This is a genomic window from Streptomyces sp. SAT1 (genome assembly GCF_001654495.1).
GTDB lineage: Bacteria > Actinomycetota > Actinomycetes > Streptomycetales > Streptomycetaceae > Streptomyces > Streptomyces andamanensis.
This window is the reverse complement of the sequence record NZ_CP015849.1, coordinates 3,278,517-3,301,063: the sequence shown is the minus strand read 5'-3', so window position 1 is coordinate 3,301,063 and position 22,547 is coordinate 3,278,517. Positions and strand designations below refer to the sequence as shown.

Genomic DNA, 22,547 nt, shown 5'->3' with positions numbered 1-22,547 from the left:
CGCCGGTCGAGGGGACGGTTGAGGCGCATGAGCACATCGAGTACCGAGCAACAACCGCAGTCCGGGGCGGTGCCGCCGCTGTGCGCGGCCGTCGCGGAGCCCACCGCCCACCGGCCGCCGGTGCAGCGTACCGACAGCCCGCCCGTGGTGGACCCGCGTCCGGCGCGGGAGGAGGATCCGGCGGACTGCGACCTGACCGTGCTGAGCCTGCCGGAGCTGCGCGCGCTGCGCCGGGCGGCGCAGCGGGACGAGGCCGACCTGAGCTATGTGCGGCGGCTGCTCCAGGGGCGGATCGACATCCTCCGCGCGGAGCTGGCGCGGCGGGGCTGCCGGGACCGGCTCTCCGAGGGCGAGGCCGGGTTCGTGTCGGCCGTGGAGGGCGCCGGGGCGTCCGTCGTCGAGCGGCTGGCGGAGATCCTGCGGGACGCGCCCGCCCGGCAGCGCTCCTCGGCCCGGCACGTCACCGTCGGCACCCCGTACGGCGAGGAGTACCGGCGGCTGTCCGCCGAGATGCTCGCCGAGGTCGAGCTGTCCGACCTGGACGCGCGCACCGACCTGGAACTGGGCGCGGGGATGGCCCGGCTCGTGCGCTACGAGCAGCGGGTGTCCGTCCGCCGCCACCGGCTCCAGCGCACCGCCGACGGATGCAGCGCGGAGATCGCCCGCAGATACCGCGACGGCGAGGCCCAGGTGGACGACCTGCTGCTGTGATCCCGGGGGCGCGCGGCCGGAGCGCGCCCCGGCCGCCGGAAATGCCCGCGACACCTCCTGTCCGCACCGCCTACGGTCGGACCATGACCACCGGCGACCAGCTCCCCCTCGACGTCCGCCCCGTCACCGAGGCGGAGATCCCCGACTGGACCCGCGCGCTGAACACCGGGTTCCTGCGCAGTCCGGAGGTCTCCGACGCGGAGATCGCCGACCGCCGTTCCTCCATCGACCCGGCCCGGACGCTCGGCGCCTTCGACCGGGGCCGGTGCGTGGCGACCTTCCGGTCCTTCGCGCAGGAACTGACCGTGGTCGGCGGCGCCACCGTCCCCGCCGACGCCGTCACGAGCGTCACGGTCACCGCCACCCACCGCCGCCGCGGCCTGCTGACCCGCATGATGGCGCGGGACCTGTCGGCGGCCCGGGAGCGCGGTGACGTCGTCGCCACGCTGATCGCCGCCGAGTACCCGATCTACGGCCGCTACGGCTTCGGCCCCGCCACCTGGGCCACCGAGTGGACGATCGACGTGCCCCGGGCCGGCCTCGACGCGCGCCGCCCGGCCCCGGACGGCGGCGGCCGGGTCGACCTCGTGGACGCCGACGACGTCCGCAAGCTCGGCCCCGAGCTGCACGAGCGGCTGCGCCGCGTCCAGCCGGGCGCGATCGACCGTACGGAGCGCTGGTGGCAGGTGAACACCGGAGCGGTGCGCCTGGACCGCAGTCCGTGGACCGAGCCCTTCCACGCCGTGTACCGCGCGGCGGACGGCACGGTCGAGGGGCTGGCCGCCTATGTCTGCGACGACACCTGGACGGACGCCAAGCAGCCGCTGAACACCGCGACGGTGAAGAGCCTGATCGCCGTCTCCCCGGCCGCCGAGCGCGCGCTCTGGCTGCATGTGTGCGCGACGGACTGGGTGGTGAAGGTCAAGAGCGGCCGGCGCGCCCCGGACGACCTGCTCCCCTTCCTCCTGCCCGACCCGCGCGCCGCCGTGATCACCACCCAGGCCGACTGGCTGTGGGTGCGGATCCTGGACGTCGTACGGGCGCTGGAGGCGCGCACCTACGCGGGGCGGGGCTCGCTGGTGCTGGAGATCGCGGACGAGGCGGGCGGCTGGGCGCGGGGCCGCTGGCTGCTGGAGGCGTCGCCCGAGGGGGCGTCCTGCGCGCCGACCACGCGCTCCGCCGATCTGACGCTGGACGTCCGGGAACTGGCACCGCTGTGGCTCGGTGACGAGTCGGCGGTGCGGCTCGTGGCGCTGGGCCGGGTCCGGGAAGAACGAGCGGGCGCCGCCCGACTGGCCGACGCCCTGCTCCGCACGTCCCGGCGACCGTGGTGCCCGGACATGTTCTGAACGCTCCTTCCCGCCGGTGACCGAGGCAGGGGTGACGCATCCGTAGCGTGCTGTTCTGTTGTGGCTGTGCGGGTGGACCTTCTTCAGTTGTGGCTGTGCTGTCCGCGCCCTCGGCGCGGCTGTTCAGTTGTGGCTGTGCGGCGCCGCGACCGTGCTCCCGGCTCCCCTCCGGAGGGAAACGCGGTCCGGCGTCGTTCTCATGTCACCGTGGAGCCAACCAGCCGAAGCTCCGACCAGGTCGGCCGAGTTGGCTGCCAACTCTACTTTTCTTATCTCCACTTGGGCGCGACTTATAACCACCTTCTGGGGAACTGCCCCAAGATGGCGGGAAGTTGTACGGTGCGGACGTGGACCCCGAACACGCCTTCGGCCCGGGGCGGGAGAGCATCCCGCGGCGGCGGAGACCGCCGCGCGAGGTGGCCGACGAACTGCGGCAGCGGATCAGGAGCGGCGCGCTGCCCCCGGGCGCGCGGCTGCCCGCGCAGGCGGTGCTGGCCGCGGAGTTCGGCGTCGAGCGCGCGACCGTGCGGCAGGCCCTGCGCACCCTGGCGGCGGAGCACCTGCTCTCCCAGGTCACCCGGGGCAGACCGGCGTTCGTCACCGGTCACCCGGAGCGCGCCCCGGCCGGCGCCCCGGCGCCCCCGCTGCCCACCACCGCCGCGCTCGCGCCCCGGATCACCGCCGCCTTCGCCGCCCCCCATGTGCGGGTCGACGCGCTCTGCCTGACCGCCGTCTCGCTGACCCTCGCCCTCGGCGAGCCGCTGCGCCAGATCCACGCCGGACGGCTGAAACCGGCCACGATCGACGTGCGGGTGCTGGTGCCGTCGCGGAACATCCCGCTGGCCTTCCCGGTGTCCGCGGAGGGCCGGGGAAGGGGCGGGCGGGACGACGCGGTGCACCGGCGCTGGCTGGAGATGCGCAACGCCCAGGGCCGGGTGCTGCGGCACAATCTGCTGTCCCTGCGCGCCACCCACGGCATCGACGTGCGCGTGACCTTCCGCGCGCTGCCCTTCACCCCGCCCGTCAAGCTCTACCTGCTGGGCCGCGCCGAGGCGCTGTTCGCGTACTACACCGTGGGGCGCCGCGAGGAGGAGATCGACCACGCGCCCCGGCCGCTGTACGACGCGCAGGGCACCCGGTCGGTGCTGTTCTCCTTCACGGCGGGCGCGGGCCCGCGCGACACGGCGTTCGTCGGGCAGTCGCGGCTGTGGTTCGACGCGCTGTGGGGCACGATCAGCTCGGAGCTGACGCTCACGGGCTGACCGCGCCCGGCGCCCGGCTCACAGGGCGGGCCCGGCGAGCAGCAGCGCCAGGAGCACCGCGCCGGCCGAACTGACCGTGTGGTTCTTCGCCTTGGTGCCGACGGTGAGCAGCACGAGGCCGACCATGCCCGCGGCGCCGTACCGCCACTGGACGAACTGCTCGAAGCCGACGGCGAGGACGGCGGAGACAAGAGCGAGGACGGGCACGGTGGTTCCCCCTTACCTACCTGGCTGGCCGGAAAACTCCCACCAACTCCCCCGAGTTGGCAGCCAACTCACTTCTAGTTGTCCCCACTTGGTCGATACCGATAAACAAGTTTCGAACAACTCCCGCCAGGTGGATCAAAGTTGTACCGTTTGGTCGTGACCCATGAGGACCTGGCCGTGGACGGCAGTCGGAGACGCTCTCCGCAGGAGATCGCCGACACCCTGCGCGAGCGGATCCGCGCGGGCGAGCTGAGGCCGGGCGACCGCCTGCCCACCCAGGCCGAACTCGCCGAGGAGTTCGGCGTGGAGCGCGGCGCCGTGCGCCAGGCCCTGCGGTCACTGCAGAGCGACGGCCTGCTCAGCAACGTCAGCAAGGGCAGCCCGCCGAGGATCGCCGACGCCGCCCCCGTACGCGAGGAGCCGCAGCCGACCATGGTCGGCCTCGCCCCCCGGCTGACCGAGGTGTTCGCCGGCCGCCGGGTGCGCATCGACGTCGTCTGCCACACGGCGGAGACCCTGATGGTGGCCATGGGCGAGCCGCTGCGCCTCATCCACGAGGGCCGTATGCGCCCCGACTCGATCGACGTACGGGTGCTGGTGCCCTCCCGGAACATCGCGCTGGCCTTCCCGGTGTCCGTGACCGGACCGGGCGAGGACGACGCGGTGCACCGGCGCTGGCTGGAGATGCGCAACGCCCAGGGCCAGGTGCTGCGGCACAATCTGCTGTCCCTGCGCGCCACCCACGACATCGACGTGCGCGTCACCTTCCGCGCGCTGCCCTTCACCCCGCCCGTCAAGCTCTACCTGCTGGGCGGCGAGGAGGCCCTGATGGGCTACTACACCCTCACCCGGCGCGCGGAGGACTGGGGCGAGCAGACCCTCGACATGTACGACGCCCTCGGCTCCAAGTCCCTGCTGTTCTCCTTCACCAGACGGGCCGGGCACCGCGACGCCGCGTTCGTCGAGGAGTCCCAGAAGTGGTTCGACGCCCTCTGGGAAACCATCACCACGGACCTGACACTCTCCTAGTGACTTCTGACACGACGCAGACGGAGAGCAGGGCGCTGCGGGAACTGGTCTCCCGGGCGCAGGTGGTCCTCTGGGACTTCGACGGCCCGGTCTGCCGGCTCTTCGCGGGGCACTCGGCGGAGCGGGTGGCGCACGGCCTGCTGGACTGGCTCGGCGAGCAGGGCCTGCACGGACTGCTGAGCGAGGCCGAACGCGAACCGCTGGACCCGCACGCCCTGCTGCGCGCGGTGGACCGCCGCCGCCCGCGCAGCGACCTGGTGACGGAGCTGGAGGAGCGCCTCACCCAGGAGGAGCTGAAGGCCGCCGCCAGCGCCATGCCGACCCCGTACGCCGATCCGCTGATCCGCACCTGGACCGCCGTCGGCGCCCGGCTCGCCGTCACCAGCAACAACTCCCCGGCCGTGGTGCGCGCCTACCTCCAGGGCCGCGGACTGCTGCCCTGCTTCGCTCCGCACCTGTACGGCCGCACCGCCGAGCTGCACCACCTCAAGCCCCACCCGCACTGCCTCCAGCGCGCGCTGAACGCCATGGGCGCGGCCCCCGCCTCCGCCCTGATGATCGGCGACACCCCCACCGACCTCCGGGCCGCCGAGCGGGCGGGCGTCCCCTTCCTCGGCTACGCCCGCAACCCGGGCAAGAGCAAGATCCTCGCGGCGGCGGGCGCGCGGATGATCGTCCACTCCTTGGACACCCTGCTGGCGGCGCTGCGCCCCGCGTGACCTCGGGCGGGGCGCGCGACGGGGGCGTACGGGGGGCGCGTCGGGGCCCGGAGGACGGGACACGAGTGAGACGCGAGAGGTTCGCTGCGCGCCGCGTGCCGGGTGGGGGTAGCGTGTTCCCACTTCTGCACCCTTCGGAGGGGTTCGCCCCTTCGGCAGGGCTCGTTCCTCAGAGGGTCCACGCAGAGGGTTCACGGCGAGAGAGAACGGGCGATGCCGCTCGAACTGGCTTCCAGCGCCCGGCTGCACGCGGTCGAGGCGAGTGGTGACGAGAGCAGGGTCGAGGGACCGCTGCGGGGCTACCACCACGAGACCTATGTGTTCCCGCTGGCGGGCGAGGCGGGCGCGCTGCGCCCCGGCCGGTGGAAGTGCCGGGAGCCGCGCGGCGACCTGCTCTGGTTCGACCGCCGCTGCTTCGCCTCCGAGGAGCAGCTGCTGTCCGCCCTGCGGGGGCGGATCGGCCGGATCCCGGAGCTGGTCGAGGTCGGCGGCACCCGGCTCCAGCGGTTCATCGAGGGCCGCACGCTCGGCGCGCTGTGCCCGTCCGGCAACGCCGTACCGGGCGATCTGTTCCGGCAGACCGCCGCCCTGTTCGGCGAACTGATCGCGGTGACCCCGGGCATGCTCGCCGTGGAGCGCCGCTGCGCGGCCGAGGACCGCCCGGCCGACGGGGACACCGCCGCCTTCCTGGAGCGGCTGGTCCTGTTCGCCGAGGAGCGGGTCTACGCCCGCAACCTCGCGGAGTTCGGCGGCCTCTTCACCGATCTGCGGATCGACGCGGAGGTGTTCAAGCGGCTGCGCAAGCACCTCAAGGGGCTGCGCGAGCGCCCGTTCTGCCTGCTCCACGCCGATCTGCACCGGGAGAACTTCATCGTCGACGCGGAGCGCCGGCTGTGGACCATCGACTGGGAACTGGCCATGCTGGGCGACCCGCTGTACGACCTCGCCACCCATCTGTACCTGATGCGCTACCCGCGCTGGCAGGCGCGCCGGATGACGCAGGCGTGGTGCCGCACCGCCGAGGCCGTACGCCCCGGCAGCTCCCGCGGCTGGGAGCACGACCTCGGTCTGCTCGTGGACTTCAAGCGGGCCCAGTCGGTCTTCACCGACGTGATCCGTACGGCGCTGTCGCTCGGCTCCGGAGCGGAGCCCGACCGGCGCGGGCTCGCCGCGCTGGGCGGCCGGCTGCACCGGATCCTGGCGGCCGCCGCCCTCCCGCTGGCGCTGGAGTCGGTGCCCTCGCCCGCCCGCGTCGCGGCCGCCCTCGCGCGCTGGCACCGTACGCACGGACGGCACGCGCCGCACGGCGCACGGCAGGGCCACCGCGCCCCGTGACCCGTCCGCGCCCCGTGACCCGTCCGCGGCGCGGGACACCGGCCGGCGCTGCGTAGGCTCGCCCCATGAGCGAGACGGACAGGACCGGCGGCGGGGCGGGGCTGCGGGAGCGCAAGCGGCGGCAGCGGTACCAGGCGGTGTCGGACACCGCCGTACGGCTCTTCCTGGAGAAGGGGTTCGACGCGGTGTCGGTGGCGGAGGTGGCCGCCGCCGCCGAGATCTCCAAGCCGACCCTCTTCCGCTACTTCCCGGCCAAGGAGGACCTGGTCCTGCACCGGATCGCCGACCACGAGGACGAGGCCGCGCGAGTGGCCGCCGCCGCGCCCGCCGCGCCGGTGGACGCGCTGCGCCGGCACTTCCTCGACGGACTGGACCGCGACGATCCGGTGACCGGCCTCAACGACCACCCCCAGGTGCTCGCCTTCCACGCGCTCCTGTACGGCACCCCCTCCCTGGTCGCCCGCGCCCACACGCACCTGGAGCGCTCCGAGGCCGCGCTCGCCGAAGCGCTCGGCGGCGGCCTCGACGCCCGGCTGGCCGCCGGGCAGATCATCGCCGTGCAGCGGATCCTCGCCCAGGACAACTGGCGGCGGATCGCGGCCGGGGAGCCCCTGGAGGACGTACGGCCCGAGGCGGTGGCGGCGGCCGAGCGGGCGTTCGCCCGGCTCGCGGGCTGCCTGCCGGACCTCGTGCCGCGGGAACCGGCGCCACGTGGTGAGACTGAGTAAAAAATGTAACTCGGTAACGCTAATTGGGTAGGGTGGGCGGAATGACGCCACCCGACCCTGCTCCCGGCCCCGTCCCGGCCGCCGCGCTCGCCGCCGAGCGCGCCCACCACGACACCTGCCGCGCCGCCCTCGCCGCCATGGTCGAGGGCGCCGGGGAACAGGTCGTCGTCAGTGAGGACGTCTCCGCCTCCGGGGCGGACGCCGAAGTCCTCGGGTACCGGCTGCGCAGCCGCGCCAAGGCCCTGCGCGAACTCCCCGAAGGCCCCCTCTTCTTCGGCCGCCTCGACTTCGCCGCCGGCCACCCCGACCACAGCGGCCAGAGCTACCACGTGGGCCGGCTGCGGATCACCGAGGCGCCGACCGCCCCGCCGCTCGTCGTCGACTGGCGCGCCCCCGTCTCCCGCGCCTTCTACCGGGCGAGCGCCCGCGACCCGCAGGGCGTCGCCGTCCGCCGCCGCTTCGGCTGGGCACCGGGCAGCCGCGGCGACTCCGCCGACCTGACCGGCCTGGAGGACGAGCACCTGGGCCGCGGCAAGTCCCGTACCAGCGACATCGTCGCCCGCGAGATCGAACGCCCCCGCATCGGCCCCATGCGGGACATCGCCGCCACCATCCAGCCCGAGCAGGACGACCTCGTCCGCGCCGCCCTGGACACCACCGTCTGCGTCCAGGGCGCCCCCGGCACCGGCAAGACCGCCGTCGGCCTGCACCGCGCCGCCTACCTGCTCTACACCCACCCGCGGCGCCTGACGCGCAAGGGCCTGCTCATCCTCGGCCCCAACCGCACCTTCCTCTCCTACATCGCCGAGGTGCTGCCCGCCCTCGGCGAGAGCGGCGTACGGCAGTCGACCGTCGCCGAGGAGATCGCCCGCCACCCGCTCACCGGCCGCCCGGAGGTACGCGCCGAGGACGGCGGACCGGCCGCCCGCGTCAAGCACGACGCCCGGATGGCGCGGGTGCTGCGCCGGGCGCTGTACGCGCGCGTGAGCACCGAGGGCGTCGGCCCCCTCGTCGTGGCCGACGGCTCCTACCGCTGGCGCGTCCCGGCGGGCGCGCTGGCGCGGATCGTCACCGATGTGCGCGCCGAGCGGGTGCCGTACGCCATCGGCCGCGAACGGGTCCGCACCCGCGCCGTCCGCCTCCTCCAGGAGCAGGCCGAACGCCGCTCCGGACCGCGCCCCGCCTCCTGGGTGCGCCGCACGGAACGGGCCCACGCGCTCAGCGCCTACGTCGACGCCGTGTGGCCCGCGGTCCGGCCCGAGCAGGTCGTCGCCGCGCTCCTCGCCGACCCGGCCGTGCTGGCGCGCGCGGCGGACGGCCTGCTCGACGCCGGCGAGCAGCGGGCCCTGCTGTGGGCCCGGCCGCCCCGCTCGTACCGGACCGCCCGCTGGTCGGCCGCCGACCTGGTCCTGCTGGACGAGGTCGCCGGGCTGATCGAACACCCCGAGGGCTACGGACACATCGTCGTCGACGAGGCCCAGGACCTCTCGCCCATGGAGTGCCGGGCCATCGCCCGCCGGGCGCCCTACGCCTCGCTGACGGTCCTCGGCGACCTGGCCCAGGGCACCACGCCCTGGGCCGCCGGGACCTGGTCCGAACTGCTCGCGCACCTGGGCAGGCCGCAGGCGCCGGTGGTCCGGCTGATCACCGGCTTCCGGGTGCCGCGCGCCGTCGTCGAACTGTCCAACCGGCTGCTGGCCCGGCTCGACGCGGACGTGCCGCCCGCCCGTTCGCTGCGCGGCGACGGGGAACTGCGGCTGCGGGAGGTGGTCGCCGACGGGACCGCCGACGGACCGGTGGGCGGTGCTCTGACGGCCGCGGTCGTGGCGGCAGTACGCGACGCGCTGGCCCGGGAGGGCTCGGTGGGCGTGATCACCGCGGACGCAGAGACCGGCCGGACGCTGGCCGCGCTCGCCGCGGCCGGGATCCCCGCCGCCGGACCGGACGGACCGAACGGACCGAACGGACCGAACGGACCGAACGGACCGGACGGACCGGACGGACCGGACGGACCGGACGGACCGGATGGCGGCGGATCACCGGGCTCCGGCTCGGGGCCCCGGCCCCCGGCCAGGGTCACCGTGCTGCCGGCCGGCCTCGCCAAGGGACTGGAGTACGACCACGTCGTCGCCGTCGAACCGGCGGCGATCGCCGAGGCCGAGGGCCGGGGCCTGAACCGGCTGTACGTGGTGCTGACCCGGGCGGTGTCCCGGCTGGACGTGGTGCACGCGCGGCCGCTGCCGTTCTGAGGTCAGGCCGGACCGGACGCACGGCCTCCGGCGTCGAGCAGCGGCACCAACTGCTCCTCCTCGTACGTGAGATGGGCTTCCAGCTCCTCGGTCAGCCGGACCACCTCGGCGCGGGCGTCCGCCGCGCCGCCGTCACCGGACCCGGCGCCCGAGACCGCCCGCCGCAGCCGCTCCACCAGCTCGGCGATCCGCACGTGCTCCGCGCGCAACCGGTCGAGCACCGGGCCGTGTTCCGGATGCCGCTCGGCGAGGAACGGGAACAGCATCGTGTCCTCGCCGGTGTGATGGTGGTGCAGGCCCCGGCAGAAGGTGAGGCAGTTGACGCGCAACTGGGCGCCGAGCGTGCTGCCGCCGCCGGTGGTCATCTCCCGGCGTATCAGCGCGAGTTCGCGGCGGAACGCGTCGTGCACCACCTTGATCGCCGCACCGGGCGAGGAGGCGTTGACCGGCGGCGGTCCGCCGCGCCCGGCCTCGTACAGGGCGACCACGGGAATGATCCGCTCGGTCTTCTCCTGGTAGGCGGCCCAGCCGGGATCGGCCTCCACCGCCCGCGAGAAGGCGCGGTCGCGCTCCTCGCCGGCCAGTACCACCGCCCGCGCCTCGTAGGTGAACGCGCCGCTCTCCACGGTCGCGCGCGGATGGGCGAGGAGGTTGCGGTACCAGTCCGGGTGCCGGGGCGAACCGCCCGCCGAGGCGATGACCAGGACACGGTCGCCGCCGTCCGGGAGGTAGCCGACGGGGGTGGTGTGCGGGGCGCCGCTCCGGGCGCCGGTGGTGGTCAGCAGGAGCAGCCGGGCGTGTTCGAAGGGGCCCGTGAGCCGGCCGCGGTGGGCGCGGAACTCGTCGATGACGTGCTGGTTGAAGTCGTTGGGCATACGGTGGGGTGTCTGCTTTCTCCGTCGTGGGCTTCCGGCGCGCTGCGCGCGCCTCGCGGTGCTGTGTGGAAGACACGGAGAAAACGGCGGGCTCCGGGCCCGCCCGGACCTCACTCGGAGGCCGGGTACCCGACTCGCTCACGGCACAAGGCCGACCCGGCAGTCATACCGTCGACCGTAGCGGGTCGGCCGGGCGCGGGCAACGTACTTTGGCCGGACGCCTCTTGGGAGTACGGCGGACTAGGGTCACCCGCATGACCGACGCAGAGACGACCACCGCGGCCGACTTCCGGGACGTCCCCACCACCACCCTCGCCGACCTGCTGGGCCGCGAGCACGTCATCGACCCCGGGATCCACCCGCTGTGGCAGCCGGTGCCGCGGGTGGCGGGACCGGCGTTCACCGTGCGGTGCCCGCCCGGGGACAACCTCATGCTGCACGCCGCCATCCACCGCGCCGCGCCCGGCTCGGTGATCGTCGTGGAGTCCGGCGACCGCGAGTACGCCCTCGCCGGCGGCAACGTGTGCGCCGTGGCGCGGCGGCGGGGCATCGCCGCCTTCGTCGCCGACGGCCTCGTCCGCGACCTCGCCGAGGTGCGCGAGCTGGGCTTCCCGGTCTTCGCCCGCGGCACCGTCCCGGTCCCCGGCGCCAAGTCGGCGGTACGCCCCCTCAACGAGCCCGTGCGCTGCGGCGGTGTCCTCGTCGCTGCGGGTGACGTCGTCGTCGCCGACGAGGAGGGCATCGTGACGGTCCCCGCCGCCCGCACCGCCGAGATCCTCACCGCGGCCCGCGCCCGCCTCGCCGAGGAGGCCGCCCGGTCCCTGGACGACTGGGAGAAGGACCACCGCACCCGCATCGACACGATCCTCGCCGCACAGGGCTTCCAGGAGAGCTTCGAGTAGGCCGCGGACGGCCTGGCCGCCCGCCCCTCCCGGTGCTGCCCTGCGCGCCTCGGAACGCTCTTGCAAGCGCTGTGCTTGCAATTGTTAGCAAGGGGGGTGCATGGTGGAGGCATGGCATCGCTCAACGTCGGCAATCTCGGTGAGTACCTGCGCGAGCAGCGGCGCAACGCGCAGTTGTCGCTCAGGCAGCTCGCCGATGCCGCCGGGGTGTCCAATCCGTATCTGAGCCAGATCGAGCGCGGGCTGCGCAAGCCGAGTGCGGAGGTGTTGCAGCAGGTCGCCAAGGCGCTGCGGATCTCCGCCGAGACGCTGTACGTACGGGCCGGCATCCTCGATGCCGAGCGCGACCGCGACGAGGTGGAGACGCGCGCCGTCATCCTGGCGGACCCCACGCTCGACGAACGGCAGAAGCAGGTACTGCTCCAGATCTACGAGTCCTTCCGCAAGGAGAACGGGTTCGGGGGCGCCCGCCCCGACGGCGCCGGCGCCGACGACGGTGCCATACCGTCCGGCCGCCCCGCGTCCGCCGAGCGCCGCGACCGTACGTCCGGCGGCAGTGACAGTGAACCGCGGGAGACGGCCGGTTGACCCCGGGGCCCGTACGGGCCCGGCGGCCGACCGCGGTACAGACCACCCTCAGCCGAAAGCGATCCGGGAGGATCATCACCATGGCCATCGCCGACGACCTGCGCAAGACCCTCAGCGACCCCACCCCCCTCTACTTCGCCGCCGGCACCGCCGACCTGGCCCTGCGCCAGGCCCGCAAGGTGCCCGCCCTGGTGGAGCAGCTGGCCGCCGAGGCCCCGGCCAGGATCGACGCCGTGCGCAACACCGACCCGAAGGCCGTGCAGGAGCGGGCGACCGCCCGCGCGAAGGAGGCCGGCGCCCGCGTCAAGGAGACGCAGACGACCGTCCAGAGCCGGGTCACCGAGTTCCTGAACTCGCTGGACACCGACCTGAAGAAGCTCAGCACCAACTTCGACGCCGACCTCAAGCGGCTCGGCGAGAACGCCCAGGACCTCGCCCTGCGCGGCGTCGGCGTCGCCGCCGAGTACGCCGTACGGGCCCGGGAGACCTACGAGAAGGTCGCCGAGCACGGCGAGAAGACCGTCCGCACCTGGCGCGGCCAGGCCGCCGAGGGCATCGAGGACATCGCCGAGGAGGTCGAGGAGCTGGCCGTCGCGGTGGAGCCCGAGCCCCGGCGGACCCGGCCCGAGCCGGTCGTGGTCAAGGACGAGAAGCCCGCCGCCGTGGCGGAACCGGCCGCCAAGCCCGCCGCCGCCAAGCCCGCCGCCGCGAAGAAGGCGCCCGCGAAGAAGGCCCCGGCCGCGCGCCGGACCACCGCCGCCAACGCCCGCAGGACCACCCCGCCGCCCGCCAAGTAGCGGACCGCCCGGGTCGGCGGGCCGGGCACCCTCGGGATGCCCGGCCCGTTCTCCGGGTACGGTGGCCGCACAGGAATCGGAGAGACGGGCGGTGGACGGCATGCTGATGTTGGGCTTCGCGGGGTTCCTGGGGATCCTGAAGATCCTGCTCATGGTCCTGGCCGCGTTCGGGCTGTGCGACGCCGCGATCCGGCGCGAGGACGCGTTCCGCGCGGCCGACAAGCAGAACAAGGCGTTCTGGCTGATCATCCTCGCCCTGGCGCTCGTCGTCAGCTACCTGTTCTCGATCCTGTCGTTCCTGCCGATCATCGGCGTGATCGCGAGCATCGTCTACATCGTCGACGTGCGGCCCGCGGTCAAGCAGGTCTCCGGCGGCGGTGGCGGCGGCTGGGGCCGCCGTCGTGGCGGCAGCAGCAGCGACGGCCCGTACGGGCCGTACAACGGCGGCCGGTAGGACCGCCGCCCGCGGCCGCGGGGGAGTCGCGCCGCGGTCTCCCGCGGCGCGGCTTCCTACGGCTCCCGGTCCAGCAGGACCACCGCCACGTCGTCCGTGAGCTCCCCGCCGTTGAGGGTGCGGACCTCGTGGACCGCCTCCCGCAGCAGATCCTCGCCGCGCAGGCCCTCGGCCAGCTGGCGGCGGACCACGTCCAGCATGCCGTCCTGGCCGAGCCGCTCGCCGTCCTGGCCGGTCCGGCCCTCGATCAGACCGTCCGTGTAGAGCATCAGGCTCCAGCGGGGGCCCAGCTCCACCTGGAGCCGCGGCCAGCGCGCGCCGGACAGCACGCCGAGCGCGGGGCCGTTGTTGTCGTAGGGCAGCAGTCTGGCGGGCCGGTCCGGTGTCATGACCAGCGGTGACGGATGCCCGGCCAGGCACAGGCCCGCGCGGCGCCCGTCCGGCGCGATGTCCACCGTGCACAGCGTCGCGAAGATCTCGTCGTCCGAGCGCTCGTGCTCCAGCACCTGCTGCAACGTGTTCAGCAGGTCGTCGCCGCACAGCCCGGCCAGCGTCAGCGCCCGCCAGGCGATACGCAGCTCCACGCCGAGCGCCGCCTCGTCGGGGCCGTGCCCGCAGACGTCGCCGATCATGGCGTGCACGGTGCCGTCGGGGGTGCGGACGGCGTCGTAGAAGTCGCCGCCGAGCAGCGCGCGCGAGCGGCCGGGACGGTAGCGGGCCGCGAACCGCAGCATCGAACCGTCCAGCAGGGGCGTCGGCAGCAGACCGCGCTCCAGGCGCCGGTTCTCCTGCGCGCGCAGCCGGCCCTCGGCGAGCCGCCGCTCGGCCGTGTCGGAGCGCTTGCGCTCCACCGCGTACCGGATCGCCCGGCTCAGCAGCGGTCCGTCCAGCTCGTCGCGGAGCAGATAGTCCTGGGCGCCGACGCGCACCGCCTCGGCGCCGCGTTCGGCGTCCCCGGACGCGGTGAGCGCGAGCACGGCGTGCCGGGGCGCCAGCTCCAGCACGTGCCGCAGTACGGCCAGCTCGTCGTCGTCCGCGCCCGAGCGGCCCGGGGCGGGCAGCGCCAGGTCCAGCAGGATGCAGTGCACGTCGTCGGTGAGCAGCCGCTCGGCCTCGGTGAGGTTGCGGGCCGTGCGGACGCGGATCGGCTTGCCGGACGCGTCGAGCAGTTCGGGCACGATCGGCGAGCCGCCGGGGTCGTCCTCGATCAGCAGCAGCGTCAGCTGCGCGCCGGAGGGGCCGCCGCCGTGGGACACGGTCTGCGCCTGGCCGCTCTCCGCGGCCGGGATCTCTCTCTGCCGCGGTACGGGCACGGGCATCGTTTCGGTTCCTTCCCTCCCCCCGAGGGCATGGCGGGCACGAGGGACCTCGTTCCACCGACGGGGACCATAGCGGTAGTCGGCGCCGCGGGGGAATGGTGTGAGGCGCGTCGCTCGCGCTTCGGCCGCTGGCATATGCCGCGATCCGTACCGGAGTTGGTCAGGGCGTCGGCCGCCCCGGAATGACGAAGGTCACGTCCAGGGGGGTTTGGCGGCGGCCGGGGGTGCGGTGGATCACATGGCCCAGGTCATCGGGGCGGCACCGCGCGCGGCGCGGCGGGCCGGGGGGCGGGCGGTGTACTGGGGAAACGCGTGCCGGAGGACGCGGGGCGCGGTGCGGTGTCCGCCGGGGCGGGACAGGGGGCGGCCGGGGGCGGGGAGGCGTGCGCCGGTCCGCCCGGCCGGGTGTCGCTCGGGTGCCGTTCGGGTGCTGTTTGGCCGGTTCCGGCTTCCCGGTCCCGGCCGGGGCGTGCGCCGGGCTGCCGGACCCCCCCCTCGTACGAACCCGTCCTCTCAGGACGCGTCCGGGCGTACGACCCCCAGGATCGGCATCGTGCCCGCGCCCGCGAGGGTCACCGTGCGGCCGGGGCGCGGGGCGTGGACGATCCGGCCCTTGCCGACGTACATCGCGACATGGCTGGCGTCGCCGAAGTAGATGATCAGGTCACCGGGCCGCATGTCCTTCACGGACACGTGCTTCAACTGCTTCCACTGCTCCTGCGAGGTGCGCGGCACCGGATGCCCGGCCGCCGCCCAGGCCTGCGAGGTCAGCCCGGAGCAGTCGTACGTCTTGGGGCCCTCGGCGCCCCACTCGTACGGCTTGCCTATCTGGGCCGTGGCGTACTGCACCGCCTTCTTGCCGGCCTCGGTCGCGCTGCCGCCGATCTCCTTGAGGATGCCGGTGTCCAGCCAGGCCGCCTGCGCCTGCTGGGCCGCCTCCCGCTCCAGCTGCGCCAGCCGCTCCTGCTGCCGCTTCTCCAGGTGGGCCTCCAGCTGCTCCGCCTCCTTGATCCGCGCCTGGATCCGCTTCTGCGCGGTGGCCTTGGCCTTGCGGTTGTCCTCCAGCTTGTGCAGCTGGTCGGCGGCGTCGGCGGCGTACTGCTGGAGGTCCTGCTGGGTGCGGGTCATCTCCTGGAGCAGGCCGCTGGTGGCCCGCTCGCCCTCCAGGACGCGGCCGGCCCCGTCGAGGAAGTGCTGCGGGTCGTCGCTCAGCAGCAGCTGGGCCTGGGGCGGCAGCCCGCCCGTGCGGTACTGGGCGCGGGCGGCGGCACCGGCCCGGTCCTTCAGCTCGTCCAGCTTCCGCTGCTGCTCGACGATCTTCTGGGACAGGCCGACCACCTCGGCGGACTGCCGCTTCGACTTCTCCTCGGCGGCGTTGTACGCGTCCGTGGCGACGGCGGCGTCGTGGTACAGCTCGTCCAGCTTGGCGCGGACGGCCTCCAGGTCCTTGTCCGGCGGGGCCGTGACGGGCGGGGCGGAGGGCGTGGAGGGCGTGGAAGGCGTGGTGGCGGCGGGCGCCGTGGCGGTCGAGGTCGGCGCGGGGTCGGGCCCCGCGCTCGCGAACGCCGTGCCCGACGCCCCCAGTACGGTGACCGCGCAGACCACGGTCACGGCCACCGCGAGCACACTGCGCCTGCCCCGTCCCATACCCCGCCCCCAACTGATTTACCGTCAGTAACATGTGCCGTCCGGGGGATAGTGCCACGACGGCGCCCAAAACGACAGAGGCCGGTCGCCGATGCCCACCCGCGCCGGCCGCCCGCCTGTGTGACGCGCGGCCCCCGAAGATCGTTCCCCGCAGGTCGCCACAAGTGCGACGGGCGGAGGTGAAGGAAGCGCGGGAGGGGGCGCGCGGGGCGCGCGAGGCGTGCGGGATCCGGCGGCGGACCTCGGGTCGGGCCTCGGGACGGGCTCCGGGGCGGCCCTTCGGAAAGGTGCTGCGCGGGCGTCGGAACGGATGTGGTCCCGGCTCAGCCGCGCGGCGCCAACGCCCCCCACTCCACCGTCACTTCACCCTGCCGCCAGCGAGTCGGCCCGTCCGTCACCGGCCAGTCGGCCGTGAGGTCGCGCACCGCGCGGATCCAGCGCTGCCGCGCGCCGTAGGAGGCGTAGGGCGCGGCGGCGGCCCAGGCGCGGTCGAAGTCGCGCAGGAACGCGTGCACCGGCTCGCCCGGCACATTGCGGTGGATCAGTGCCTTGGGGAGGCGCTCGGCGAGGTCGGACGGGCGGTGCAGGGAGCCGAGCCGAGTGGCGAAGGTCACGGTGCGCGGCCCCTCAGGACCGAGCGCCACCCAGACGTGCCGCCGCCCGATCTCGTCGCAGGTGCCCTCCACGAGCAGTCCCCCGCGCGCGTGCCCGTCCGCCGGGGCGAGCCGGGCGCACAGCCGCTCCCACACGGCGGTGACCTGGTCCTCGTCGTACTGCCGCAGTACGTTCGCCGCGCGGATGAGCTGCGGGCGCCGCGCGAGGGGCACCTCGAAGCCGCCGTGCCGGAAGACGAGCCCGTCGCGTTCGTAGGGGAGCGCGGCGGCCACCCGCGCCGGTTCGATCTCGACGCCCACCACGCGCGCGCGTGGAGCCACGGTGCGCAGCCGCTGGAGGAGTTCGACCGCCGTCCAGGGCGCGGCGCCGTAGCCGAGGTCGACGGCCACCGGCTCGTCGGCGCGCCGCAGTTCGGCGCCGTGCACCGCCGCGATCCAGCGGTCCATGCGGCGCAGCCGGTTCGGGTTGGTCGTCCCGCGCGTCACCGTCCCGACGACGGGAGCCCGCCCGCCCGAACCGCCGCCCGAACCGCTCCGGCCGCCCGGAACGCCCGCGCGGCTCGCACGGAGCCGGGCGCGGGGGGCGGACGCTGCACGGGGTGTCATGGATACGAGGGTATGGGGGCACTCGGCCCAGGACACGCGTCGTACACCGCGAACGCGTCGTACCGCGAACGCGTCGTACACCGCCACACACCACCGCACACCGCCGCACACCTCGACCGTCGAACAGCCGTACGCATCCCGCCGTCGAACGGTTGATCGAGATTGGTAATGATTGTGCAAAGACCCGGGCATCGGGAAGGGAGCCGCCCCCGACGGCGTTGCCCCCTGAAGGGCGCACCGCGCCCAGGGTCCGGCATGCCCGCAGCAAGGAGGAACGCCACGTGAGCCAGTACGTCGGCAGGCTCGGGCGTCGCTCGTCGTCGGCTCCCGCGCGGCTGCGGCTCTACCGCAGGCCCCGGCGCGTCGCCATGCTCTCCGTGCACACCTCACCGCTCCACCAGCCCGGCACCGGCGACGCCGGCGGCATGAACGTCTACATCGTCGAGCTGGCCCAGCGCCTGGCCGCCCAGGGCATCGAGGTGGAGATATTCACCCGGGCCACCACCGGCGGCCTGCCGCCCCGCGTCGACCTCGCGCCCGGCGTCCTGGTCCGCCATGTGGACGCCGGTCCGTACGAGGGCCTCGCCAAGGAGGAGCTGCCCGCCCAGCTGTGCGCCTTCACGCACGGCGTGATGCAGGCCTGGGCCGGCCACCGCCCCGGCCACTACGACCTCGTCCACTCGCACTACTGGCTCTCCGGCCACGTCGGCTGGCTCGCCGCCCAGCGCTGGGGCGTCCCCCTGGTGCACGCCATGCACACCATGGCCAAGGTCAAGAACGCCAGCCTCGCCGACGGCGACACCCCCGAGCCCGCCGCCCGCGTCATCGGCGAGACCCAGATCGTCGCCGCCTCCGACCGGCTGATCGCCAACACCGAGGACGAGGCCGGCGAACTGGTGCGCCACTACACCGCCGACCCGGCCAAGGTCGCCGTGGTCCACCCGGGCGTCAACCTCGACCGCTTCCGCCCCGGCGACGGCCGCGCCGCCGCCCGCGCCCGCCTCGGCCTGCCCCAGGACGCCCTGATCCCGCTCTTCGCCGGTCGCATCCAGCCGCTCAAGGCCCCCGACGTGCTGCTCAGGGCCGTGGGCGTGCTCCTCGACGAGCGGCCCGACCTGCGCTCGCGCATCGTCGTACCGGTGGTCGGCGGCCCCAGCGGCAGCGGCCTCGCCAAGCCCGAGGGGCTGCAGAAGCTGGCCGCCCGGCTGGGCATCGCCGATGTCGTACGGTTCCGGCCGCCGGTCGGGCAGGACCAGCTCGCCGACTGGTTCCGGGCCGCGTCCGTGCTGGTCATGCCCTCCTACAGCGAGTCCTTCGGGCTGGTCGCGATCGAGGCCCAGGCCACCGGCACCCCGGTGCTCGCGGCGGCGGTCGGCGGCCTGCCGGTGGCCGTCCGGCACGGCGAGACCGGCTTCCTGGTCCAGGGCCACGACCCGGCCGCCTACGCGCGCGTGCTGCGCGAGTTCGCCGACCACCCGGAGCTCGTCGACCGCACGGGCGCCGCCGCCGCCCGGCACGCCCGCTCCTTCGGCTGGGACGCCTCGGCGGCGGCCACGGCAGAGGTGTACACGGCCGCGCTCCAGTCGTACCGGCGTCGCGTACGCTCCCACCATGGCTGAGACGGACGAGGCGGACGAGGCGGGCGGGACGGACGGTCACTCCGGCGCAGGTGCCGGCACCGGCACCGGAGGCGAGGCGGAGCGCGCCGCGCGCACCCTCGAAGCCGCCTTCGAGGACACCGGCCTGGAATGGGAGAGCCCGCGGCCCGGCACCTATGTCGTCAAGCTCCCCGGCACCCGCAAGCTCTCCACCACGGTCTCCTTCCTGGCGGGCCGCCACACCCTCTCGCTGAACGCCTTCGTGATCCGCCACCCCGACGAGAACGAGGCGGGCGTCCACCGCTGGCTCCTCGAACGCAACCTGCGGATGTACGGCGTGAGTTACGCCGTCGACCGGCTCGGCGACATCTACGTCACCGCCCGGCTCTCCCTCGCCTCCGTCACCGCCGACGAGATCGACCGGCTGCTCGGCCAGGTCCTGGAGGCGGCCGACGGCGCCTTCAACACCCTTCTCGAACTGGGCTTCGCCTCCGCGATCCGCAAGGAGTACGCCTGGCGGACCTCCCGCGGGGAGTCCACGCGGAACCTGGACGCCTTCACCCACCTGATCGGGCGCCAGGCCCCCGGAAGCGCCCCGGAGTGACCCCGACCAGCCGCTTGAAGTGCCGGGTCAGATGGGCCTGGTCGTAGAAGCCGGTCACCGACGCGACCTCCCCGGGCGGCAGCCCGTCCAGCAGCAGCCGGCGCGCCCGCCCGACCCGGCGGGACATCAGGTACTGGTGCGGGGCGATGCCGTACGCGCCGCTGAACGCCCGTACCAGATGCGCCGGATGGGCGTGCAGCAGCCGGGCGGCCTCCTCCAGCGGGACCCCGGCCACCACCCGCGCGTCGAGCAGCTCCCGCAGCCGCCGCGCGAGCACCGGGTCCCGCCGCTCCAGGTGCGCGGCGGCGTCCGTCCGGTGGCGGCGCAGATGGTCCCGCAGCCGCCCGCCGACGAGCGCCAGCCGGCTCTCCGCCTCCAGCTCGTCGCCGCGCCGGCCGAGGGCGGAGTGCAACTGCCCGACGCGCCGTCGCAGCACCGGGTCCCGCAGCTCGGGCCCGTCCACGGCCGCTCCGATCAGCTCCTCGCCCAGCCGGCTGCTGTCCAGGTACACGACCCGCTTGCGGAAGCCGCCCGGCGCGGCCGGTGAGCCGTTGTGCGGCACGTGCGGCGGCAGCAGCGTCACCGTGTCGTGCGGGGTGCCGTGCTCGTGCCGGTCGAGGTCGTACCGTACGGCGCCGTCGTCCACGACCAGCAGCGTCCACGCCTCGTGCACGTGCATCGGGTAGGCGTAGCCGGTGAAGTGCGCGTGCAGGACCTCCACGACGCCCGGGACACCGGGGCGCCAGGCGGAGACGTCCCGGCGGGCGGCCGGGTCCGCCCGGACCGCCGGGGCTTCCTGGGGTGCCTGTCGCTGGTCGGCCACGTGTCGAACGTACCGCGCAAAGAACGTACAAGACGACGGCGTACGCGGCCCGGGAGCCTCGTCCCATGAACGAACAGCCCACCCGCCCCGGGCCCGCCGCCCCCGAGCCCGCCGCTCCCGAGGCCCCCGCCCCCGCTCCCGCGCCCGTCCGCTTCGACACGAAGATCGCCGTACTGCTGCGCGAGGACCTGGAGACCTGGCAGCGCCTGAACGTGACCGCGTTCCTGGTCAGCGGCCTGGGCACCACGGTCCCGGAGGTGGTCGGCGAGCCGTACGCGGACGCCGACGACGTGTCCTACCTGCCCATGTTCCGCCAGCCGGTGCTGGTCTTCGAGGGCACCAAGGAGACCCTGGCGGCGGCCCACGGCCGGGCCCTGTCCCGCGCTCTCCCGCGCGCCCTGTTCACCACCGACCTCTTCGCCACCGGCAACGACCGCGACAACCGCGCGGCGGTACGGGCCGTACGGACCTCCGGCCTGGACCTGGCGGGTCTGGCGGTGTACGGCCCGCGGAACGCGGTGGACAAGGTGATGAAGGGGGCGCGGATGCACCCGTGAGAGGGCCCGCCCCGCGAGTCACGGCTCACGGGTACGAGCCACGGGCCGCGGGTCACATGGGTACGGGTCACGTGGTACCGGCCTCGGCGGAGGGACGGGTGTCGGCGGAGGGACGGGCGTCGGCGACCGCCCGATCCACCGCACCGGCACCCGCGAGCCCCTTGTCGCCGTCCTGGCCGCCCTGGCCGTCGAGGTACGGACGGTCGTCCTCCTGCGGCAGGCTCCGCATGAGGGCGCCGTACCCGACGGCGGCGGCGGTCCCCACGACCGCGCACATCCCCCACAGCCACTGAGCGCCGAGCCGGTCGATGACCGCGCCGGACATCAGCGGGGCGACGAGGGCGGCCAGCGACCAGGACAGGGTGTAGACGCCCTGGTAGCGGCCGCGCCCGTGCACGGGGGAGAGGCGGACGACCAGCCCGGTCTGGGTCGGTGCGTTGATCATCTCGCCCAGCGTCCAGACGCACACGGTCAGGGCGAAGACACCGACCGACCCGGCGAAGGCGGTGAGCCCGAACCCGTACCCGGCCAGCAGGGACGAGACGACGAGCAGCCGCTTGGGGTCCCGGTGCTCGATGAGCCGGGTGACCGGGATCTGGAGGGCGACGATGAGGATGCCGTTGACGGCGACGGCCAGACCGTAGTCGGCGGGCGTGAACCCGGCCCGGCCCATCGCCACGGGCAGCCCGACCGACCCCTGCTGGAAGACCACCGCCACCAGGAAGGACAGCCCCACGACACTCATGAAACGGCGGTCGCGCAGCACGGTCACCAGCCCGACGGACGCCTCCGCGCCCGCCTCCCGGCCGGACTCGCCGCCGTCGCCGCCGGGCCGCGACTCGGGCAGCTTGAGGAAGACGACGATCGCGCAGGCCATCGTCATCGCGGCCTCGATCAGGAACCCGGCCAGATAGCTGAACTCGGCGATGAAACCGGCGGCCATGGAGGAGACGGCGAAGCCGAGGTTGATCGCCCAGTAGTTGAGCGAGAAGGCGCGCACCCGGTCCTCGGGCCGCACGATGTCCGCCATCATCGCCTGCACGGCCGGACGGGAGGCGTTGGAGGCCATGCCGACCAGGAAGGCGACACCGGCGATGGAGACCGGGTCGCGCACGAAGCCGAGCAGCGCGACGGAGAGGGCCGTCGACGCCTGCGCGATCAGCAGGGTGGGCCGCCGCCCCAGCCGGTCGGCCATCACGCCCCCGCCGAGCGACGAGACGACCCCGCCCAGCCCGTGCAGCGAGGCGACCAGACCGGCGTAGGAGGCGGAGTACCCCCGGTCGAGGGTGAGGTAGAGCGCCATGAACGTGGCGACGAAGGCGCCGAGCCGGTTGACCAGAGTGCTCGTCCACAGCCACCAGAACTCGCGGGGGAGCCCGGAGACCGTCTCGCGGGCGGCACGCCGCAGACCGGCGGCGCGTCTGGGACTGGTGACGGACATGGACGACCCCCGGATGTAAGTGGCTGCTGCTCGTAGCGCGACTTACGCGCCCGCCGTACGCACAACCTACGAGCCCGGCCCGCCGCCCAACCAGTCAATTAACAGAAGCCGTCAACTGTCGGCGGCACGCCCC

The 22,547-nt window shown here is 74.3% G+C and carries 22 protein-coding genes; 15 read left to right on the top strand and 7 right to left on the bottom strand.

The window, feature by feature from the left end; genetic code table 11:
• The first annotated feature begins 27 nt into the window (after positions 1 to 27).
• The 3 genes from A8713_RS14315 (at position 28) to A8713_RS14305 (ending at position 3,322) form a co-directional block, all read left to right on the top strand.
• Complete coding sequence (locus A8713_RS14315) at positions 28 to 711, top strand: RsiG family protein (RefSeq protein ID WP_064533858.1); 684 nt, start codon at positions 28 to 30, stop codon at positions 709 to 711.
• A gap of 83 nt (positions 712 to 794) precedes the next feature.
• Positions 795 to 2,060, top strand: a complete 1,266-nt coding sequence (locus A8713_RS14310) for a GNAT family N-acetyltransferase (RefSeq protein ID WP_064533857.1) — start codon at positions 795 to 797, stop codon at positions 2,058 to 2,060.
• A gap of 347 nt (positions 2,061 to 2,407) precedes the next feature.
• Positions 2,408 to 3,322 (top strand): winged helix-turn-helix domain-containing protein, encoded by a 915-nt coding sequence (locus A8713_RS14305; protein ID WP_237305368.1) that lies wholly within the window; start codon positions 2,408 to 2,410, stop codon positions 3,320 to 3,322.
• Between the two features lie 18 nt (positions 3,323 to 3,340).
• Here the strand turns inward: A8713_RS14305 and A8713_RS14300 are convergent, their stop codons facing one another.
• Positions 3,341 to 3,529 carry a hypothetical protein gene (locus A8713_RS14300; protein WP_064533855.1) on the bottom strand — a complete coding sequence of 63 codons (189 nt, stop codon included), beginning with the start codon at positions 3,527 to 3,529 and terminating at the stop codon, positions 3,341 to 3,343.
• Between the two features lie 150 nt (positions 3,530 to 3,679).
• Here A8713_RS14300 and A8713_RS14295 point away from each other — a divergent pair, with 150 nt between their 5' ends.
• From A8713_RS14295 to A8713_RS14275, 5 genes are all read left to right on the top strand, one after another.
• Positions 3,680 to 4,558 (top strand): winged helix-turn-helix domain-containing protein, encoded by an 879-nt coding sequence (locus A8713_RS14295; RefSeq protein ID WP_064533854.1) that lies wholly within the window; start codon positions 3,680 to 3,682, stop codon positions 4,556 to 4,558.
• The gene (locus tag A8713_RS14290) at positions 4,558 to 5,277 is read left to right on the top strand and encodes an HAD family hydrolase (RefSeq protein WP_107440636.1); all 720 of its coding nucleotides are present in this window, start codon (positions 4,558 to 4,560) and stop codon (positions 5,275 to 5,277) included. Before A8713_RS14295 ends, A8713_RS14290 begins: the two co-directional genes overlap by 1 nt.
• Before the next feature lie 213 nt (positions 5,278 to 5,490).
• The gene (locus tag A8713_RS14285) at positions 5,491 to 6,612 is read left to right on the top strand and encodes a phosphotransferase (protein WP_064533853.1); all 1,122 of its coding nucleotides are present in this window, start codon (positions 5,491 to 5,493) and stop codon (positions 6,610 to 6,612) included.
• Between the two features lie 65 nt (positions 6,613 to 6,677).
• Positions 6,678 to 7,340, top strand: a complete 663-nt coding sequence (locus tag A8713_RS14280; RefSeq protein ID WP_064533852.1) for a TetR/AcrR family transcriptional regulator — start codon at positions 6,678 to 6,680, stop codon at positions 7,338 to 7,340.
• 41 nt (positions 7,341 to 7,381) lie between these two features.
• Positions 7,382 to 9,589, top strand: a complete 2,208-nt coding sequence (locus A8713_RS14275; RefSeq protein WP_079158965.1) for a HelD family protein — start codon at positions 7,382 to 7,384, stop codon at positions 9,587 to 9,589.
• Positions 9,590 to 9,591: 2 nt separating this feature from the next.
• Here A8713_RS14275 and A8713_RS14270 read toward each other — a convergent pair whose 3' ends face one another.
• Positions 9,592 to 10,464, bottom strand: a complete 873-nt coding sequence (locus A8713_RS14270) for a nitroreductase/quinone reductase family protein (RefSeq protein ID WP_064533851.1) — start codon at positions 10,462 to 10,464, stop codon at positions 9,592 to 9,594.
• A 254-nt stretch (positions 10,465 to 10,718) separates the two neighbouring features.
• Here A8713_RS14270 and A8713_RS14265 point away from each other — a divergent pair, with 254 nt between their 5' ends.
• The 4 genes from A8713_RS14265 (at position 10,719) to A8713_RS14250 (ending at position 13,205) form a co-directional block, all read left to right on the top strand.
• On the top strand, positions 10,719 to 11,366 hold the full coding sequence (locus A8713_RS14265) for an RraA family protein (RefSeq protein ID WP_064533850.1): 648 nt from the start codon (positions 10,719 to 10,721) through the stop codon (positions 11,364 to 11,366).
• A 111-nt stretch (positions 11,367 to 11,477) separates the two neighbouring features.
• Complete coding sequence (locus tag A8713_RS14260; RefSeq protein WP_064533849.1) at positions 11,478 to 11,954, top strand: helix-turn-helix domain-containing protein; 477 nt, start codon at positions 11,478 to 11,480, stop codon at positions 11,952 to 11,954.
• 80 nt (positions 11,955 to 12,034) lie between these two features.
• On the top strand, positions 12,035 to 12,751 hold the full coding sequence (locus tag A8713_RS14255; RefSeq protein ID WP_064533848.1) for a hypothetical protein: 717 nt from the start codon (positions 12,035 to 12,037) through the stop codon (positions 12,749 to 12,751).
• Between the two features lie 100 nt (positions 12,752 to 12,851).
• Positions 12,852 to 13,205, top strand: a complete 354-nt coding sequence (locus A8713_RS14250) for a DUF2516 family protein (protein WP_037873825.1) — start codon at positions 12,852 to 12,854, stop codon at positions 13,203 to 13,205.
• Between the two features lie 56 nt (positions 13,206 to 13,261).
• On the opposite strand, the gene A8713_RS14245 is transcribed toward A8713_RS14250, so the two are convergent.
• The 3 genes from A8713_RS14245 to A8713_RS14235 all read right to left on the bottom strand — a co-directional run bounded on the left by A8713_RS14245 (position 13,262) and on the right by A8713_RS14235 (position 17,232).
• Positions 13,262 to 14,524 carry a PP2C family protein-serine/threonine phosphatase gene (locus A8713_RS14245; protein WP_064533847.1) on the bottom strand — a complete coding sequence of 421 codons (1,263 nt, stop codon included), beginning with the start codon at positions 14,522 to 14,524 and terminating at the stop codon, positions 13,262 to 13,264.
• 513 nt (positions 14,525 to 15,037) lie between these two features.
• Positions 15,038 to 16,171: a C40 family peptidase gene (locus tag A8713_RS14240; RefSeq protein WP_064533846.1), complete on the bottom strand. Its 1,134-nt coding sequence runs from the start codon at positions 16,169 to 16,171 to the stop codon at positions 15,038 to 15,040.
• A gap of 323 nt (positions 16,172 to 16,494) precedes the next feature.
• Positions 16,495 to 17,232, bottom strand: coding sequence for an SAM-dependent methyltransferase (locus A8713_RS14235; protein ID WP_079159260.1), 738 nt, complete (start codon positions 17,230 to 17,232; stop codon positions 16,495 to 16,497).
• Positions 17,233 to 17,672: 440 nt separating this feature from the next.
• On the opposite strand from A8713_RS14235, the gene mshA reads away from it, so the two are divergent.
• Complete coding sequence (gene mshA / locus A8713_RS14230) at positions 17,673 to 19,010, top strand: D-inositol-3-phosphate glycosyltransferase (protein ID WP_064533844.1); 1,338 nt, start codon at positions 17,673 to 17,675, stop codon at positions 19,008 to 19,010.
• On the top strand, positions 19,003 to 19,593 hold the full coding sequence (locus A8713_RS14225) for a YbjN domain-containing protein (RefSeq protein ID WP_079158964.1): 591 nt from the start codon (positions 19,003 to 19,005) through the stop codon (positions 19,591 to 19,593). The genes mshA and A8713_RS14225 overlap by 8 nt, the downstream gene beginning before the upstream one ends.
• On the opposite strand, the gene A8713_RS14220 is transcribed toward A8713_RS14225, so the two are convergent.
• Complete coding sequence (locus A8713_RS14220; protein ID WP_064533843.1) at positions 19,547 to 20,416, bottom strand: helix-turn-helix domain-containing protein; 870 nt, start codon at positions 20,414 to 20,416, stop codon at positions 19,547 to 19,549. The two genes, A8713_RS14225 and A8713_RS14220, sit on opposite strands and share 47 nt — an antisense overlap.
• A 65-nt stretch (positions 20,417 to 20,481) precedes the next feature.
• On the opposite strand from A8713_RS14220, the gene A8713_RS14215 reads away from it, so the two are divergent.
• Positions 20,482 to 20,973, top strand: coding sequence for a DUF2000 domain-containing protein (locus tag A8713_RS14215; protein WP_064533842.1), 492 nt, complete (start codon positions 20,482 to 20,484; stop codon positions 20,971 to 20,973).
• Between the two features lie 67 nt (positions 20,974 to 21,040).
• Here A8713_RS14215 and A8713_RS14210 read toward each other — a convergent pair whose 3' ends face one another.
• A complete protein-coding gene (locus A8713_RS14210; RefSeq protein ID WP_064533841.1) occupies positions 21,041 to 22,414 on the bottom strand; it encodes an MDR family MFS transporter in 1,374 nt (457 codons plus the stop codon).
• Positions 22,415 to 22,547 lie beyond the last annotated feature (133 nt).

Coding starts and splice junctions, on each gene's coding strand:
- A8713_RS14315 (WP_064533858.1), top strand. CDS start 28: ATGAGCACATCGAGTACCGAGCAACAACCGCAGTCCGGGGCGGTGCCG.
- A8713_RS14310 (WP_064533857.1), top strand. CDS start 795: ATGACCACCGGCGACCAGCTCCCCCTCGACGTCCGCCCCGTCACCGAG.
- A8713_RS14285 (WP_064533853.1), top strand. CDS start 5,491: ATGCCGCTCGAACTGGCTTCCAGCGCCCGGCTGCACGCGGTCGAGGCG.
- A8713_RS14280 (WP_064533852.1), top strand. CDS start 6,678: ATGAGCGAGACGGACAGGACCGGCGGCGGGGCGGGGCTGCGGGAGCGC.
- A8713_RS14275 (WP_079158965.1), top strand. CDS start 7,382: ATGACGCCACCCGACCCTGCTCCCGGCCCCGTCCCGGCCGCCGCGCTC.
- A8713_RS14270 (WP_064533851.1), bottom strand. CDS start 10,464: ATGCCCAACGACTTCAACCAGCACGTCATCGACGAGTTCCGCGCCCAC.
- A8713_RS14265 (WP_064533850.1), top strand. CDS start 10,719: ATGACCGACGCAGAGACGACCACCGCGGCCGACTTCCGGGACGTCCCC.
- A8713_RS14260 (WP_064533849.1), top strand. CDS start 11,478: ATGGCATCGCTCAACGTCGGCAATCTCGGTGAGTACCTGCGCGAGCAG.
- A8713_RS14255 (WP_064533848.1), top strand. CDS start 12,035: ATGGCCATCGCCGACGACCTGCGCAAGACCCTCAGCGACCCCACCCCC.
- A8713_RS14250 (WP_037873825.1), top strand. CDS start 12,852: ATGCTGATGTTGGGCTTCGCGGGGTTCCTGGGGATCCTGAAGATCCTG.
- A8713_RS14245 (WP_064533847.1), bottom strand. CDS start 14,524: ATGCCCGTGCCCGTACCGCGGCAGAGAGAGATCCCGGCCGCGGAGAGC.
- A8713_RS14240 (WP_064533846.1), bottom strand. CDS start 16,171: ATGGGACGGGGCAGGCGCAGTGTGCTCGCGGTGGCCGTGACCGTGGTC.
- A8713_RS14235 (WP_079159260.1), bottom strand. CDS start 17,232: ATGGACCGCTGGATCGCGGCGGTGCACGGCGCCGAACTGCGGCGCGCC.
- A8713_RS14225 (WP_079158964.1), top strand. CDS start 19,003: ATGGCTGAGACGGACGAGGCGGACGAGGCGGGCGGGACGGACGGTCAC.
- A8713_RS14215 (WP_064533842.1), top strand. CDS start 20,482: ATGAACGAACAGCCCACCCGCCCCGGGCCCGCCGCCCCCGAGCCCGCC.
- A8713_RS14210 (WP_064533841.1), bottom strand. CDS start 22,414: ATGTCCGTCACCAGTCCCAGACGCGCCGCCGGTCTGCGGCGTGCCGCC.